Origin of the sequence: Streptomyces sp. NBC_00344 (assembly GCF_036088315.1) — a bacterium.
Lineage (GTDB): Bacteria > Actinomycetota > Actinomycetes > Streptomycetales > Streptomycetaceae > Streptomyces.
In genome coordinates this window covers 5,599,162-5,612,709 of record NZ_CP107996.1, presented here as the reverse complement: position 1 = coordinate 5,612,709, position 13,548 = coordinate 5,599,162, and the positions used below count along the sequence as shown (strand labels likewise).

At 70.3% G+C, this 13,548-nt stretch carries 13 protein-coding genes; 1 reads left to right on the top strand and 12 read right to left on the bottom strand.

All coding sequences use genetic code 11. The features are described from left to right. Window positions 1-104 precede the first annotated feature (104 nt). Entirely contained in the window at window positions 105-833 is a 729-nt protein-coding gene (locus tag OHS16_RS25360) for a nucleotidyltransferase domain-containing protein (protein ID WP_328539552.1), read from the top strand. Here OHS16_RS25360 and OHS16_RS25355 read toward each other — a convergent pair. From OHS16_RS25355 to OHS16_RS25300, 12 genes are all read right to left on the bottom strand, one after another. After that, window positions 780-1,547 (bottom strand): nucleotidyltransferase domain-containing protein, encoded by a 768-nt coding sequence (locus OHS16_RS25355; protein WP_328539551.1) that lies wholly within the window; start codon window positions 1,545-1,547, stop codon window positions 780-782. The genes OHS16_RS25360 and OHS16_RS25355 overlap by 54 nt on opposite strands. A 3-nt stretch (window positions 1,548-1,550) precedes the next feature. Next, the gene (locus OHS16_RS25350) at window positions 1,551-2,573 is read right to left on the bottom strand and encodes an ADP-ribosylglycohydrolase family protein (protein ID WP_328540982.1); all 1,023 of its coding nucleotides are present in this window, start codon (window positions 2,571-2,573) and stop codon (window positions 1,551-1,553) included. 5 nt (window positions 2,574-2,578) lie between these two features. Next, a complete protein-coding gene (locus OHS16_RS25345; protein WP_328539550.1) occupies window positions 2,579-3,313 on the bottom strand; it encodes an NUDIX hydrolase in 735 nt (244 codons plus the stop codon). After that, window positions 3,310-4,389 carry an AAA family ATPase gene (locus OHS16_RS25340; RefSeq protein ID WP_328539549.1) on the bottom strand — a complete coding sequence of 360 codons (1,080 nt, stop codon included), beginning with the start codon at window positions 4,387-4,389 and terminating at the stop codon, window positions 3,310-3,312. The genes OHS16_RS25345 and OHS16_RS25340 overlap by 4 nt, the downstream gene beginning before the upstream one ends. Beyond that, window positions 4,386-5,036 (bottom strand): nicotinamide riboside transporter PnuC, encoded by a 651-nt coding sequence (gene pnuC, locus OHS16_RS25335; RefSeq protein ID WP_328539548.1) that lies wholly within the window; start codon window positions 5,034-5,036, stop codon window positions 4,386-4,388. The genes OHS16_RS25340 and pnuC overlap by 4 nt, the downstream gene beginning before the upstream one ends. A 130-nt stretch (window positions 5,037-5,166) precedes the next feature. Further along, window positions 5,167-6,288: a pseudouridine synthase gene (locus tag OHS16_RS25330; protein ID WP_328539547.1), complete on the bottom strand. Its 1,122-nt coding sequence runs from the start codon at window positions 6,286-6,288 to the stop codon at window positions 5,167-5,169. Next, complete coding sequence (gene scpB / locus OHS16_RS25325) at window positions 6,288-6,863, bottom strand: SMC-Scp complex subunit ScpB (RefSeq protein WP_443042792.1); 576 nt, start codon at window positions 6,861-6,863, stop codon at window positions 6,288-6,290. Before scpB ends, OHS16_RS25330 begins: the two co-directional genes overlap by 1 nt. Window positions 6,864-6,895: 32 nt before the next feature. Further along, a complete protein-coding gene (locus tag OHS16_RS25320; RefSeq protein WP_328539546.1) occupies window positions 6,896-8,131 on the bottom strand; it encodes a segregation and condensation protein A in 1,236 nt (411 codons plus the stop codon). Between the two features lie 54 nt (window positions 8,132-8,185). Beyond that, window positions 8,186-8,734 carry a hypothetical protein gene (locus OHS16_RS25315; RefSeq protein ID WP_328540980.1) on the bottom strand — a complete coding sequence of 183 codons (549 nt, stop codon included), beginning with the start codon at window positions 8,732-8,734 and terminating at the stop codon, window positions 8,186-8,188. Then, complete coding sequence (locus OHS16_RS25310; RefSeq protein WP_328539545.1) at window positions 8,731-9,849, bottom strand: ParA family protein; 1,119 nt, start codon at window positions 9,847-9,849, stop codon at window positions 8,731-8,733. Before OHS16_RS25310 ends, OHS16_RS25315 begins: the two co-directional genes overlap by 4 nt. A gap of 370 nt (window positions 9,850-10,219) precedes the next feature. Next, window positions 10,220-11,335 (bottom strand): alanine dehydrogenase, encoded by a 1,116-nt coding sequence (ald, locus tag OHS16_RS25305; RefSeq protein ID WP_328540979.1) that lies wholly within the window; start codon window positions 11,333-11,335, stop codon window positions 10,220-10,222. Between the two features lie 144 nt (window positions 11,336-11,479). After that, window positions 11,480-13,522: a tetratricopeptide repeat protein gene (locus OHS16_RS25300; protein ID WP_443042695.1), complete on the bottom strand. Its 2,043-nt coding sequence runs from the start codon at window positions 13,520-13,522 to the stop codon at window positions 11,480-11,482. Window positions 13,523-13,548: the final 26 nt, after the last annotated feature.

Below are 13,548 nucleotides of genomic sequence, written 5' to 3'. Positions count from 1 at the left end.
GTTCAGAGTAGTCAGCGGAACGGACCCGTGGCCTCCGCGACCGCCCTGCGGGACGGCACGGCACCGGAGCGGCCCACCGGCCGCTCTCGCGTAGCCTCTGGCGCATGCGGCTCACCCCTGAAGCGCTGGTACGCGACCACACCGTCTACTCCTGTGTGATGGGGTCGCGTGCGTTCGGTCTCGCCACCGGCTCCAGTGACACCGACCGCCGGGGGGTCTTCCTCGCGCCGACCCCGCTGTACTGGAGCTTCGAGAAGCCGCCGGCGCATGTGGAAGGACCGGCGGACGAGCAGTTCTCCTGGGAGCTGGAGCGATTCTGCGAGCTGGCCCTGCGGGCCAATCCCAACATTCTGGAATGTCTGCACTCCCCGTTGGTGGAGCGCATCGACGCGACGGGCCACGAGCTGCTGTCGCTGCGCGAGGCGTTTCTCTCCCGGGACGTCCACCGCACGTTCACGCGCTACGCGATGGGCCAGCGCAAGAAGCTGTCGGCCGACGTGCGGCAGCACGGTGTGCCGCGCTGGAAGCACGCGATGCATCTGCTGCGTCTCATGGCCTGCTGTCGCGATCTGCTGAGGACCGGCCGGCTGGTGATCGACGCCGGTGACGAGCGGGAGCGGCTGCTCGCCGTGAAACGGGGCGAGGTGCCGTGGCCGGAGATCGAGCGGCGGATGGCGCGCCTCGGCGAGGAGTGCGACGAGGCGGCCGTCCACACCATGCTCCCGCCGGAACCCGACCGTGCGCGGGTGGAGGACTTCCTTTTCCGGGTCCGCCGGAGATCAGCGGTGCAGCCGGGTCCGTACGACGAAGTCGTGGAGCGCATCGTGGGCTGAGGCCGCGCCGGGCAGCCGGGATGCGCCTTCCGCCTCGTCCAGCACCGCGTGCAGTGCCTCGACGTCCGCCCGCACCCGGTCGCGGCCGGGGCCGCCTGCGGGGCCGTGCTCCGCCTCGGCCTTGGCCGCGATGAGTTCAGGAAGATAGGCCGGCGCGTCCACGGTTTCCAGCAGGGCGGGCAGAGCGGCCTGCACCTCACCGCTGCGCATCAGATGGATGCCGGTGAGCAGCACCCGGAAGGTGTAGAGCAGCGGCTTCAGCTCTCCGGTCCTGAGGAACAGCCGCCACTGGGTACCGGCGAACCCCCGGTAGTGGTGGGCGTGGTGACGGGTGAGTACGCCGGGGGCCAGCGCGACGAGTTCCGTGTGCGCCTGCGTGGTGTGCACCACCAGCGGTGAGAGCAGCTGCTCCAGCACATAGCCGTTGCGGCGCAGCATCAGCCGGACGAATTTCCGCAGATCGTGGGTGACCAGATCCATCTCCAGACCGTCCAGGTCCCACATCCGCGACCTGGTCTCGTCGGGCTCGCGCAGACCCACCAGGGCTTCCACCGGCAGCAGATGGACGCCCCTGATGTCGACATCGGAGTCCCGGGAGGGAAATCCGTAGAGGTGCGCGCCGGAGACCGTCGCGAAGAGCAGCGGATCGGGCTGTTCGGAGACCACTGAGGCCAGATCGTGGCTGCCTGTTCCGATGGCGAACGGTGCTGTCATGGCTCAAGCGTCCCAGAGTGTGCCGAACGCCAGCAGTTCGCTCCGGTACTCGATGCGTCCGGCCCATTCGGCCGGCCAGGCTCCGGGCCCCAGATGAGCCCCGGCGAACGCGCCGGCCAGGCAGGCGATGGAGTCCGAGTCGCCGCGGGTGCAGGCCGCCCGGCGCAGCGCGGTGACCGGCTCCTCGGGGAAGAGCAGGAAGCACAGCAGCGCGGTGGCCAGGGCCTCTTCCGCGATCCAGCCGTCCCCCGTGGCCAGACACGGGTCCGTCTCGGGGGAGGGCGCACGCAGTGCGTCCACCAGCCGGTCCAGGACAGCAAGGCAGTCGTCCCAGCCGCGAGCCGTGAAGTCCTCCGGGGTCGCGTCCTGCGAGTACGTCCAGAGGTCCCCCAGCCACCCCGCGTGGTACCGGGTGCGGTTCTCGATGGCGTACGACCGCAGCCGCCCCACCAGTCCGGTCGGCTCCGTTCCCTGTGCCAGCAGGAACACCGCCCTGGCCGTCAGATCACTGGCGGCCAGCGCCGTGGGGTGGCCATGGGTGAGGGCGGACTGGAGCTGCGCCGCTCCCGCGCGCTGATCCTCGCTCAGGCCGGGCACCAGCCCGACGGGGGCGACCCGCATATTGGCGCCGCACCCCTTGGAGCCGAGCCGGCTCGCCTGCTGCCAGGGCCGGTCGCTGTCCAGCAGTTCGCAGGCGGTCAGGCAGGTGTTTCCCGGCGCGCGGTTGTTCTCCGGGGAGTGGTACCAGCGCACGAACTCATCACGCACCGGCTGGGTCATGCGGGCGGCGTCCAGCGGCCCCCGCTCCGTCGCGGTCCGCAGACCCCGGCTCAGGGCAAGCGTCATCTGGGTGTCGTCCGTGACGATGGCGGGCCGGGGCAGGCCCATCTCCCGCCACGGACCGCACGTGGCGAGGATCGAGGGGACGTCGTTGAACTCGGTCGGGAAGCCGAGCGCGTCCCCGAGTGCGAGGCCGGTCAGCGCACCCGTCGCGGCCTGCCGCCGGTGCGCGGCGGGGCGGCTCATGGTGTTCATTCGGATCGTCCTTCCGGGCGGAGCAGAGGGGGATGCAGCGCGGTGGCGGGGCCCGCGCGGTAGAGGGCGGCCGGTTTCCCCCGGCCGCCGGTCAGCCGCGCGGCGCCCGGCACCGGCTCGACGAAGCCCGGGGTGGCGAGGACCTTGCGGCGGAAGTTGGGGCGGTCGAGCGCGGTGCTCCAGACCGTCTCGTAGACCTGCTGAAGCTCGCCGAGGGTGAACTGGGGCGGGCAGAAGGAGGTGGCGAGACAGCTGTACTCGATCTTGGCGCAGATCCGCTCGTAGGCGTCGGTCAGGATCCGGGTGTGGTCGAAGGCGAGTTCCCGCTCGGTGTCGACGGGTATCCACTGCGCGTGGGCCGCGTCGCCGCCACCCTGCGGTTCCGGCAGATCGGGGACCAGTGCGGTCCAGGCGACCGAGACGACCCGCATCCTCGGGTCGCGGTCCGGATCGCTGTAGGTGCGCAGCTGCTCCAGGTGGAGCCCGGCCGCGGTGGTATCGGAAATCCCGGTCTCCTCGGCGAGTTCACGCCTGGCCGCGTCCTCGGCGGACTCCCTCGGCAGGATGAATCCGCCCGGCAGCGCCCAGGCGCCGCGGTGGGGATCCTCGCCGCGCCGGATCAGCAGGACGTGCAGGGCCCCGTTCCTGACGGTGAAGACCGCGAGGTCGACGGTTACGGCGAACGGCTCGAAGGCGTACGGGTCGTACTCCCCCTCCGTCCGGCCGTTCACCGGCGCTCCGGCAACGGGTCCGCGAGGTCCCAGCCCCGGGCCAGCAGCGCGTCCACCGCGGCGACAGCGGTGCTGAGCCGCTGCGCGTGCGGGCCGCCGAGCATGACGAACCGCCTTCCTGTGCGCTGGAGTTCGGCCCGAAACCGTTCCGTCATCCAGGGCCGCAGATGTTCGCCGTCGCGCAGTCCGTCGTCCTCGAAGTCCACACCCTGGTGATCGGTGAGCAGCCAGAGGTGCCGGCGCCCCCGGGCGGCGATGGCGGCGACCCGGTCGTCACGGCCGCCCAGATAGCGCTCGTACCAGACGGTGGTGGCGAAGGCATCGGTGTCGCAGACCAGCAGGGGCGAACCGGTCCGGGCGGCGGCTTCCTCGGCCTCCGTCTGCCGCCGCGCGATCAGCGGGAAGTCGTCGGCCCGGAAGGAGACGTCCCGCCAGGTGGCGTCGGGCCGCACGGCACGCAGCCGGGCCAGCTTCCGCTCGCTGAACTCCCTTCCGTACTCCGGCACACAGCGGGTCCTGGCCCAGACCCCGCCACGTGCGGCGTAGTGCGCGGCGAGTGCCCTGGCCAGCGTGGTGGTGCCGGTGGACTCAGCGCCCAGCACCACCACCCGGCGGGCGAGTCCGGCACGTACCGGCGGTTCGAGGAAGTCCCAGCGGCCGGCGGGGTCCTGGCGCACCGCGGTTCCGGACACCGGGAAGGCCGTCCGGCCCGGATCCACCGGCACATGTGCGGCACCGAACCGGCGGGCCAGCTCGTCGCCGTATGTCTCGGAGGTGAACACGGCGTCCACCGGGGCGGGCACCGCACCGCGGAAGACAGCCATGTGTGCGTCCCATATGCCGGGGTCGCCGATGTCCATGGGGATGTCGTCGACTGCGCCCACCACCCTTGCGCCCGGGTGCACTTCACGCATCCAGGCCACCCGGTCCCCGAGGGGCACCGACTCGACGGACGCGGCGCAGACAAGCACGGTCAGCCGCTCGCAGCGGTCCAGTGCCGTCCTGACGAGATGGTGGTGGCCCGCGTGCGGCGGATAGAACTTGCCCAGCACCAGGCCATGGCCGTATCTGCTCATACCGTCACCCCGGCAGTACGCCCTTGCCGCCGTGCCGCGTCGCGCTGCCAGTCACGCAGTCCGACGGCGCAGAGGGCGAGAAACCCTGCGTAGAGCAGCGAGGTCAGATAGAGGTCCTTGCAGGCGTACAGCGGGATGTAGACCAGGTCCGCGGCGATCCACAGCCACCAGGACTCGATGAGTTTCCTGCACTGCCCATACGTCGCCGTCAGCGACAGCGCGGTCGTCACCGCGTCCCAGAAGGGAACGCTGGAGTCGGTGGCCCGGTCCAGGAGGGACCACAGCGCAAGAGTCCCCACCGCCCCCGCCGCGAGCAGCCGGGTCCACTCGGTACGGCCGGTACGCCGCACCGGCAGCCCGGAGCCTGGTCCACCCCCGTGGGTCCAGGCCCACCAGCCGTACCCGGCGAGGGCGATGAAGACGAACTGCAGACCTGCATCGGCGTACAGGCCGGCCTGGAGGAACAGCACGACGAAGAAGATGTTGTTGGTGATGCCGATCGGCCAGTTGGCGATGTGCTGACGGGCGACGAGCAGCACACAGAGCGCGCCGCTGCCGAAGCCGAGCACCTCGGTCCAGCTCACCGGGGTGCCCAGAACGGTCACCAGCGGTTGCTGCAGCGGTTCGAGTACATCCGCGAGACTCACGCCCGCCCCCTTAATGGTCACTATGACTATAAAGGATCGGACGGGTGACCACAAGCAAAAAACCGGCCCCCGCGCTGCGCGGGGGCCGGTCTCGGGCTGTGCGGTGAGGCCAGGGGCCTCAGGTGATGGCTTAGAGGCCGACTTCCTTCATCAGCATGCCGACCTCGGTGTTGGTGAGACGGCGTAGCCAGCCGGATTTCTGGTCACCCAGCGGAATCGGGCCGAAGCTGACCCGCACCAGCTTCTCGACCGGGAATCCGGCCTCGGCGAGCATCCGGCGGACGATGTGCTTCCGGCCCTCGTGGAGGGTCACCTCGACCAGGTAGTTCTTGCCGGTGTTCTCGACGACCCGGAAGTGGTCGGCGCGGGCGTAGCCGTCCTCCAGCTCGATGCCGTCCTTGAGCCGCTTGCCCAGATCACGCGGGAGCGGACCCTGGATCGCGGCGAGATAGGTCTTCTTGACCCCGTACCGCGGGTGGGTCAGCCGATGGGCCAGCTCACCGTGGTTGGTGAGGAGGATGATGCCCTCCGTCTCCGTGTCGAGACGGCCCACATGGAACAGCCGGGTCTCCCGGTTGTTGACGTAGTCGCCGAGATTCTGGCGGCCGTCCGGGTCCTCCATCGAGGAGACGACGCCGGCCGGCTTGTTCAGCGCGAAGAAGAGATACGACTGGGTAGCGACCGTCAGGCCGTCCACCTTGATCTCGTCCTTGGGCAGGACCCGCCGGCCCTGCTCCATGACGATCTCGCCGTTGATCTCCACCCTGGCCTGGTCGATGAGCTCCTCACAGGCACGCCGCGAGCCCATGCCGGCCCTGGCCAGCACCTTCTGCAGGCGCTCACCTTCCTCCTCGGCGCCGGGGAAGGTCTTGGGGGTCTTCACCTGCGGCTTGTTGTGCCGCTCCCGGTTGCGCTCCTCGATCTTGGCGTCGAGCTCACGCGGCCTGGAGGTCTCCCGCTGGCCGTGCGGGCCGCGGCGCGGGGGGGTGCCGCCCTTCGGGGTCTTGGGGCCGCCCTTCGCCCCTCCGCGGGCGGAAGCGCCACGGCTGCCGCCGCCGGACTTGCGGCCCTGCTCATCGGACGAAGCGGTGCCGACGTCGTAACGGCGCTCCTCGGGACGGGGCTTGCGCGGACGCTCCTCCTGCTTGTCTCCGCGCGCACCGCCGGACCTGGGACGGGGGGACTGTGACTTCCCGCCCGCACCCCGGTTGTCCCGGTTGCCGCTTCCGCTGTTCCTGCCGTTGCTTCGCATCAAAGTTCCGTCTTGTCGTCTGCGTCGGTGTCCGGACCGTCCGGTGCATCCGGATCGAACGACGGCACACCTTCTTGTGTCTCGGCCTCGATCGCATCCGCCTCCGGAAGGAAGGGCGCGAGCTCCGGGAGCTCGTCCAGGCCTCGTAGGCCCATCCGCTCCAGAAAGTAGTTCGTCGTCCCGTACAGGATCGCACCTGTTTCGGGTTCCGCGCCCGCCTCATCGATCAGACCGCGCTGCAGGAGGGTCCGCATGACCCCGTCGCAGTTCACTCCGCGGACCGCGGAGACGCGGGAACGGCTCACCGGCTGACGGTACGCGACCACCGCGAGCGTCTCCAGCGCCGCCTGCGTCAGCCGGGCCTGCTGCCCGTCCAGGACGAACGCCTCGACCGCTTCCGCGTACTCGGGACGGGTGTAGAACCGCCAGCCGCCGGCGACGAGCCGCAGGTCGAAACCGCGCCCCTGAACGGTGTACTCGTCGGACAGGGCACGCAGTGCCACCGAGATCTCCCGAGGGGGCCGGTCGAGCACCTTGGCCAGGTGTTCTTCGGTGGCCGGCTCGTCGACGACCATCAGGACCGCCTCGAGCGCGGGCTTGAGATCACTCACGCCTTTTCCTCCACCACATGATCGAGCCGGTCGAATTCGTCGGTGACGGCCGGTGTCGGACCGTCGCCACCGGTCCAGCGCACCAGCAGCTCCCCGAGGGCCTCCTCCTGGTCCAGGACGACCGCCTTCTCCCGGTAGAGCTCCAGCAGGGCCAGGAAACGGGCCACCACCGTGAGGGTGTCCTCGGCGTCCTCGGTGAGCGTGCGGAAGCTCACGTCGCCGCCCTGCCGCAGGCGTGCCATCACGATCTCGGCCTGCTCCTGTACGGAGACCAGCGGCGCATGGATGTGATCCACATAGATCTGCGGCCTCGCTCTGGGCTGCATCGCCTTCACCGCGAGTTTCGCGAAGCCCTCGGCGCCGATCCGGATGACCACTTCGGGCAGCAGCGCCGCATGGTGCGGTTCCAGGCCGACGGTCCGGGGGTACCGCCTGCCCTCGGCCTCCAGCCGGTCGCTGAAGATCTCGGCGATCTGCTTGTAGGCGCGGTACTGGAGCAGCCGCGCGAAGAGCAGGTCACGCGCTTCGAGCAGGGCGAGGTCCGCCTCGTCCTCGATCTCGGCCGCGGGCAGCAGCCGCGCGGCCTTGAGGTCGAGAAGGGTGGCGGCCACCACCAGGAATTCGGTGGCCTGGTCAAGATCCCAGTCGGCGCCCATGGACCGGATGTGCGCCATGAACTCGACAGTGACCTTCGACAGCGCGATCTCGGTGACGTCCAGCCTGTGTTTGGAGATCAGCTGGAGCAGCAGGTCGAAGGGCCCTTCGAAATTGACCAGCCGCACCCTGAACCTGCCGTCGTGCGGCTCGTCGGCGGTTTCGGGGGCGTCGCTGCCGCGTGGCGGAAGCCCCGTGGGGGGCTCGGACACGTCGGGGTTACCAGTGACAGGCCCGAACACATCGGGGCTATCGGTGACAGGCCCGGACACATCGGGACCGCCCGTGGCGGCCTCGGGCACCGGGGGGCCGGGCACGGCATCGCCGGGGTGCTCGGCGGTCAGGAGCCGGGCGGGCGCGGCCTCCGGGACCGCACCGGCTTCGACGGCGTTCGCATCGTCAGGGACCGCACCGGCCGGAGCGGTGTCCACCGCGGGCGGCGTATCCCCCTCCGGCGCCTCCGGCTCGGGCGGAGAACCGGCGGCGGACTCCGGTGCCGCTGCCTCCGCGGGAACGACGGCTCCCGGGCCGCGCCCCAGGGTCCGGCGGCGGGGCTGGGCGGATTCGTCGGTGGGCATCGGGGTCCAGAGTACGGAAGTACGGGCGCGGGAAGGCTACCGGCGCGCAGCCGCTCAGCGCCCGCGCAGCCTCCGGACAAGAATGCTGGCGTCGCCGCGTGATTCCAGGTCCGCCAGGACCACGGCGACCGCTTCCCTGACGATCCGGCCGCGGTCCACGGCGAGTCCGTGCTCCCCGCGGAGCACCAGACGGGCGTGCTCGAGGTCCATCAGTTCCTCGGCCGAGACATAGACCGTGATCTTCTCGTCGTGGCGTTCACGTCCGGTGGGGCGGCGGTTGGCGCCCCGGCCTCCGCCACGGCGGCGCTGCTGGGCCACCGGCGCAGCAGCGGAAGGGGCGGTGCGCCCGTCGGCGGGCCTGCGGGCGTTCCCCGCCGCCTCCGCCTCGCCGTTCCTGGCGCGGGACTCCTGGTTCTCCGCCCCCGCGGTGGAGTGTTCCGCCGCGGGGGGTTCGGTGCGCTCGGACGCCGAGCCGGCCGGATCGCTCTCACCCGCGGGCGCGGGCACCCGGGGCTCGCCGTTCACCGGCCGCCTCGGTGACGACGACTGCAGCGCCATCCCCCCGGTGGTACGGAACAGTTCGTCGGCCCCCGGCAGACTCACTCGGCGTGACACCGGGCGAGCACCTCCCTGGCGAGCTGGCGATAAGCGGCCGCACCGACCGAGTTGGAGGCATACGTGGTGATGGGTTCGCCGGCGACGGTGGTCTCGGGGAACCGTACGGTCCGTCCGATGACGGTGTGGTAGACGTGGTCGTCGAAGGCCTCGACGACCCGTGCGAGCACCTCACGGCTGTGCACCGTGCGGGAGTCGTACATCGTGGCGAGGATGCCGTCGAGCTCCAGCTCCGGGTTGAGCCGCTCCTGGACCTTCTCGATGGTCTCGGTCAGCAGCGCCACCCCACGGAGCGCGAAGAACTCGCACTCCAGCGGCACGATCACCTTGTGTGCGGCGGTCAGCGCGTTCACGGTCAGCAGGCCCAGCGACGGCTGGCAGTCGATCACGATGTAGTCGTAGTCCTGCATCAGCGGCTTGAGCGCCCGCTGCAGCGTGGACTCCCGGGCCACTTCGCTGACCAGTTGCACTTCCGCTGCCGAGAGGTCGATGTTGCTGGGCAGCAGATCCATGTTGGGCACTGCGGTCTTCAGCAGGACCTCGTCCGCCGCCATGCCCCGCTCCATGAGCAGGTTGTAGACGGTGAGGTCGAGCTCCATCGGATTCACGCCGAGCCCCACGGACAGCGCGCCCTGCGGGTCGAAGTCGACCAGCAGAACCCGTCGTCCGTACTCGGCGAGTGCGGCACCCAGGTTGATGGTCGACGTGGTCTTGCCCACGCCGCCCTTCTGGTTGCACATCGCGATGATCTTGGCGGGACCGTGGTCGGTCAGCGGTCCCGGGATGGGGAAGTACGGCAGCGGCCGTCCGGTCGGGCCGATCCGCTCGCGGCGCTGGCGTGCAGCGTCCGGGGCGAGCGTGGCCGCGTACTCCGGGTCGGGCTCGTACTCGGCGTCCGGGTCGTAGAAATGACCCTCGGGTACCTCGTTGTAGACGGCGAGATGGGTGGTCTTATCACCACTCCGGTCGCCGGCCCTGGCGTTCACGTGTAGGCCGTCCATACTCTGGTGGGCTGTCGTCCTGTGCTGTGGGGTTCCGGAGGTGCGGACGGCGACGGAGCCGACAGTCTCGCGCCCCGCAGGGCCATGGCTCCGAGCAGGCACTCCTGGTTGACCACCCCCGGGAGTAAATGTCGACTCATTCACAAGTCGTCTTACCTCCTTGGACGTGACCAGGAAACTTTATCGATAGGTCAGCGTGGCACCATGCCGACGATGGGCGACTCTATGGCGTGTCACCACTCCGCAGCAACACAATCCGCCGGACCCGACCCGATGTGTCGGCAACCGAACACCCCGCTGTCAAGGGCGCACCGGGACCACTCGGGACGTTTCGCGGGTGTACGAAACGGCTAAAGGGCTACGTTCGCCGCGAGTTGAACGAGGGGAACAAAGAGGACGCAAGCAGCTCCGGCCGGACCTTCACGGGCAAGGTCCGGCCGGTTGCGCAAGATTGACGGCGAGTGTTGACGCGTCAGCCGAGCAGGGTGCTCAGTTCGGTGTACGGGAGGTTGTGTGCCTCGGCCACAGACCCGTAAACAACCTGCCCGTCATGGGTGTTGAGGCCCAGAGCGAGCGCGGAGTCGCGGCGCAGCGCCTCGACCCAGCCGCGGTTCGCGAGCTCCAGGATGTACGGAAGCGTGGCGTTCGTCAGCGCGTAGGTGGACGTGCTCGGCACCGCACCCGGCATGTTGGCCACGCAGTAGAACACCGAGTTGTGGACCTGGAAGGTCGGCTCGGCGTGCGTGGTCGGGTGGGAGTCCTCGAAGCAGCCGCCCTGATCAATCGCAATGTCGACAAGTACACTTCCGGGCTTCATCCGGGCGACCAGCGCGTTGGTGACGAGCTTCGGAGCCTTCGCACCGGGGATGAGTACGGCGCCGATGACGAGGTCCGCGCCGATGACCGCCTTCTCCAGTTCGTAGGCGTTGGAGACGATGGTCCGCACCTTGGTGCCGAAGATCCTGTCCGCCTCGCGGAGCTTGTTGATGTCCCTGTCGAGCAGGGTCACATGGAAGCCCATGCCGACGGCGATCTGAGTGGCGTTCCAGCCGGAGACCCCGCCGCCGATGACCACCGCTTCGCCGGCGGCCGTACCCGGCACCCCGCCGGGCAGCACACCGCGGCCGCCCACCGAGCGCATCAGATGGTAGGCGCCCACCTGCGGGGCGAGCCGGCCGGCCACCTCCGACATCGGGGCGAGCAGGGGCAGCTGGCGGGCCGCGGTCTCGACCGTCTCGTACGCGATGGCGGTGGTGCCGGAGCTCAGCAGGGCGTCCGTGCAGTCGCGGGAGGCCGCGAGGTGCAGGTACGTGAAGAGCGTCTGGTCCTTGCGGAGCCGGTGGTACTCCTCGGCGATGGGCTCCTTGACCTTCAGCAGCAGGTCGGCGGTGGCCCAGACCTCGTCCGCCGTGGGCAGGATCTGCGCCCCGGCCGCCACGTACTCCACGTCCGTGATCGCGGAGCCGACTCCGGCGTTCTGCTCGATGGCGACCTGGTGTCCGTGGCGCACCAGCTCGTTCACACCGGCCGGGGTGATGGCCACCCGGAACTCGTTGTTCTTGACTTCGCGGGGGATGCCGACCTTCACGTCGATCACGGTCCTTGACTCAGGTGGATAACTCGGGCAATGCCATACATACCCGAGCATGCACAGCACAGCTGGATGCACCACGGATACACGCGACGGAACCAGTCTAATGAAGGGCTTCCTGCTGTCTAGCCTTTCAAAGCATCAATCTTCCGCAGATGTGCCACGGATTTCGTAGGTAGATTTGGAATCTGCCAGCAATCTGCCTGCTGAACCCCTGTGCAGCTGGGCCGCCGCCGAGTCCCCCAGCCGGTCCAGGGTGTCGGCCAGCCGCAGGTACAGCGCGGCCTGAAGCCGCACGTCATCGGCTCGGCGCGCCCACTCGACGGCCTCGGTGCAGGTGCGCAGGGACTCCTCCGGGTGACCCGCGTACTCCTGCACCCTGGCCAGCTCGCTCAGTGCCCGCGCCTGGCCGGAGAGGTCACCGAGACGGCGGTATCCGGCCACCGCCGCCCGCCAGCTGCGCAGTGCGTCGCCGTAGCGCCCGGCATAGCTGTGGACGGTCCCGAGCCGCCCGTACAGCCGGGACTCCTCGCTCCGCTCCCCGCGCGCCTGGCGGTGCGCCAGGGCCCTGCCGTACCAGTCGGCCGCCCGGTCCCAGTCCCTCAGCTCCTGGTAGGCGCCGCCCACGGATTCCGTGGCCCGCCCGGTCGCGTACGGATCATGGGCGGACCGGCCTGCGTCCAGTGCGGCCTTGTAGCGGGCCAGCGCCTCCCGGGTACGGCCGCACTCCGCGTCCAGATCTGCCAGGTTGAGCAGCGCGGCGGCCCGTTCACGGTGCAGCCCGCGCCGTTCAGCCACACCGAGGACGAGTTGATGGAGCCCGTAGAGGACCGGCGCTGCGGCGTCCGTGCCCCGGTGTGCGGCCAGCGCCCGCACCAGCGCGGCGACCAGCCGCCTGGCCAGGGTGTCGAGCTCGCCGTCCGCGACGGCGAGCCTGGCGGACGCGAGCAGCGCGGGCAGCCGCAGCCGCAGCCATTCGGCAGCCGCCGGAGCGCTGGTGAAGCGCAGCGAACGGGGCAGTCCGGCGAGCTTCTTGCGGATCACCGAATCGTCCGGTTCGGTGATCGCCCAGCACGACTGCAGCAGCCGTACGGTCCGCTCGAGCATGCGGGCACGGGCCAGTTGCACCTCGGCCGGGCGGTCCTGCGTCTCCATCAGCTCGGTCAGCAGGGGCACCAGACAGCCGGGAACCTCGAACTGCGGGCCGTCCGTTCCGCGCAGCAGCCCGAGCGTGGTGAACTCCTCCAGGGTGGTCCGGGCCGCGGATACCGAGCAGCCGGCCAGCGCCGAAGCCGTGTGCGCGTCGACAAGACCGGCCGGTGCGAGCGCCAGCAGTCGCAGTAGCCGGGCGGCGGACTGCGGCAGCGAGCGGTACACGAAACGGAAGGCGCGGGCCAGCGGCCTGGAAGCCGCCTTGGGCTCCTCCGCCTCGTCGGGCAGGCTCCACAGCTGCTTGGTCACGTCGGCGACCGACAGCTTGGGCCTGGTGGCCAGCCAGCCGCCCACCAGGACGAGTGCGGCGGGTTGTCCGCCGCACTCCTCGGCCAGTGTCTCCGCCGTCCGGGGGTCGACGGTGATCCGCACCGCACCTGCGGCCTGCTTGAGCAACTCGACGGCCGAGCCGGTGTCCAGGCCTCCGAGCGTGCAGGGCCGGACGTCGGGGATACCGGTCAGCGGTCCGGTCGACGTGGCCACCACGAGGGAGGCGGACGCGTCGGGCAGCAACGGCTCGACCTGGCCGGCGTCAGCCGCGTCGTCGAGGAGCAGCAGGGCCCGGCGTCCGCCGATGGCCCCGCGCACCAGCTCGGTGAGCTCGTCCTCCCCGGCCCCTGCGGGCGCCGGTACCCCGAGGAGCCCGAGCAGTTCACGAGCGGTGTCGGCCGCCGGCACCCGGTCACCGCCGGGCCCGGTGAGTCTGGCCCGCAGTACACCGTCGGGGTAGTCGCCGGCCAGTTGCGCGGCGAGCTCCCGGGCGAGGGCGCTGCGACCCGAGCCCGGGCGGCCCGCGATCAGCAGCACCCGGGGCCGTGCGCCCTTGCGCCCGGCCAGCGTGTCCAGACCCGCGCGTTCGATGTCGGCCCGCAGCGCCTTCAATTCACGTCGCCTGCCGACGAACTGACCGGTTGCCGGCACGGCGTTCGAGGTAGCGACCCGGTCGGCCGAATCCACTGCCTGATCCGTCACGGGCCTCGCTCCGTCCGCCTGCGCAC

Excerpts from the sequence above, each read along its gene's own strand:
- OHS16_RS25360 (WP_328539552.1), top strand. The coding sequence starts at position 105 with ATGCGGCTCACCCCTGAAGCGCTGGTACGCGACCACACCGTCTACTCC.
- OHS16_RS25355 (WP_328539551.1), bottom strand. The coding sequence starts at position 1,547 with ATGACAGCACCGTTCGCCATCGGAACAGGCAGCCACGATCTGGCCTCA.
- OHS16_RS25350 (WP_328540982.1), bottom strand. The coding sequence starts at position 2,573 with ATGAGCCGCCCCGCCGCGCACCGGCGGCAGGCCGCGACGGGTGCGCTG.
- OHS16_RS25340 (WP_328539549.1), bottom strand. The coding sequence starts at position 4,389 with ATGAGCAGATACGGCCATGGCCTGGTGCTGGGCAAGTTCTATCCGCCG.
- OHS16_RS25330 (WP_328539547.1), bottom strand. The coding sequence starts at position 6,288 with ATGCGAAGCAACGGCAGGAACAGCGGAAGCGGCAACCGGGACAACCGG.
- scpB (WP_443042792.1), bottom strand. The coding sequence starts at position 6,863 with ATGGTCGTCGACGAGCCGGCCACCGAAGAACACCTGGCCAAGGTGCTC.
- OHS16_RS25320 (WP_328539546.1), bottom strand. The coding sequence starts at position 8,131 with ATGCCCACCGACGAATCCGCCCAGCCCCGCCGCCGGACCCTGGGGCGC.